This window comes from Limosilactobacillus coleohominis, assembly GCF_016901675.1.
GTDB lineage: Bacteria > Bacillota > Bacilli > Lactobacillales > Lactobacillaceae > Limosilactobacillus > Limosilactobacillus intestinavium.
Genome location: NZ_JACJKU010000238.1, coordinates 1 through 205, shown reverse-complemented (window position 1 = coordinate 205; position 205 = coordinate 1). Strand labels below are relative to the sequence as shown.

Below are 205 nucleotides of genomic sequence, written 5' to 3'. Positions count from 1 at the left end.
CTATAAATAACTATAGTAGTGCTCAGATCATAGCGACTAATGATTGGATGAATCACTATCCACGAGCTATGTTTAATGGACATTCGTCAATGGATATCTATCGTAAGGCCTTCTACCAAGAGATATCACAGCTCCATCAACCAATAATCAATTGGTCAGTATTATTTATTTGAGTCCAGTGGCTAACTTATTCTTGAAATTTAGG

At 35.6% G+C, this 205-nt stretch carries 1 pseudogene; it reads left to right on the top strand.

Annotation, left to right across the window (positions count from 1 at the left end):
- Window positions 1-173, top strand: a pseudogene (locus H5975_RS09235) (IS30 family transposase); the annotation flags it as partial.
- Window positions 174-205: the final 32 nt, after the last annotated feature.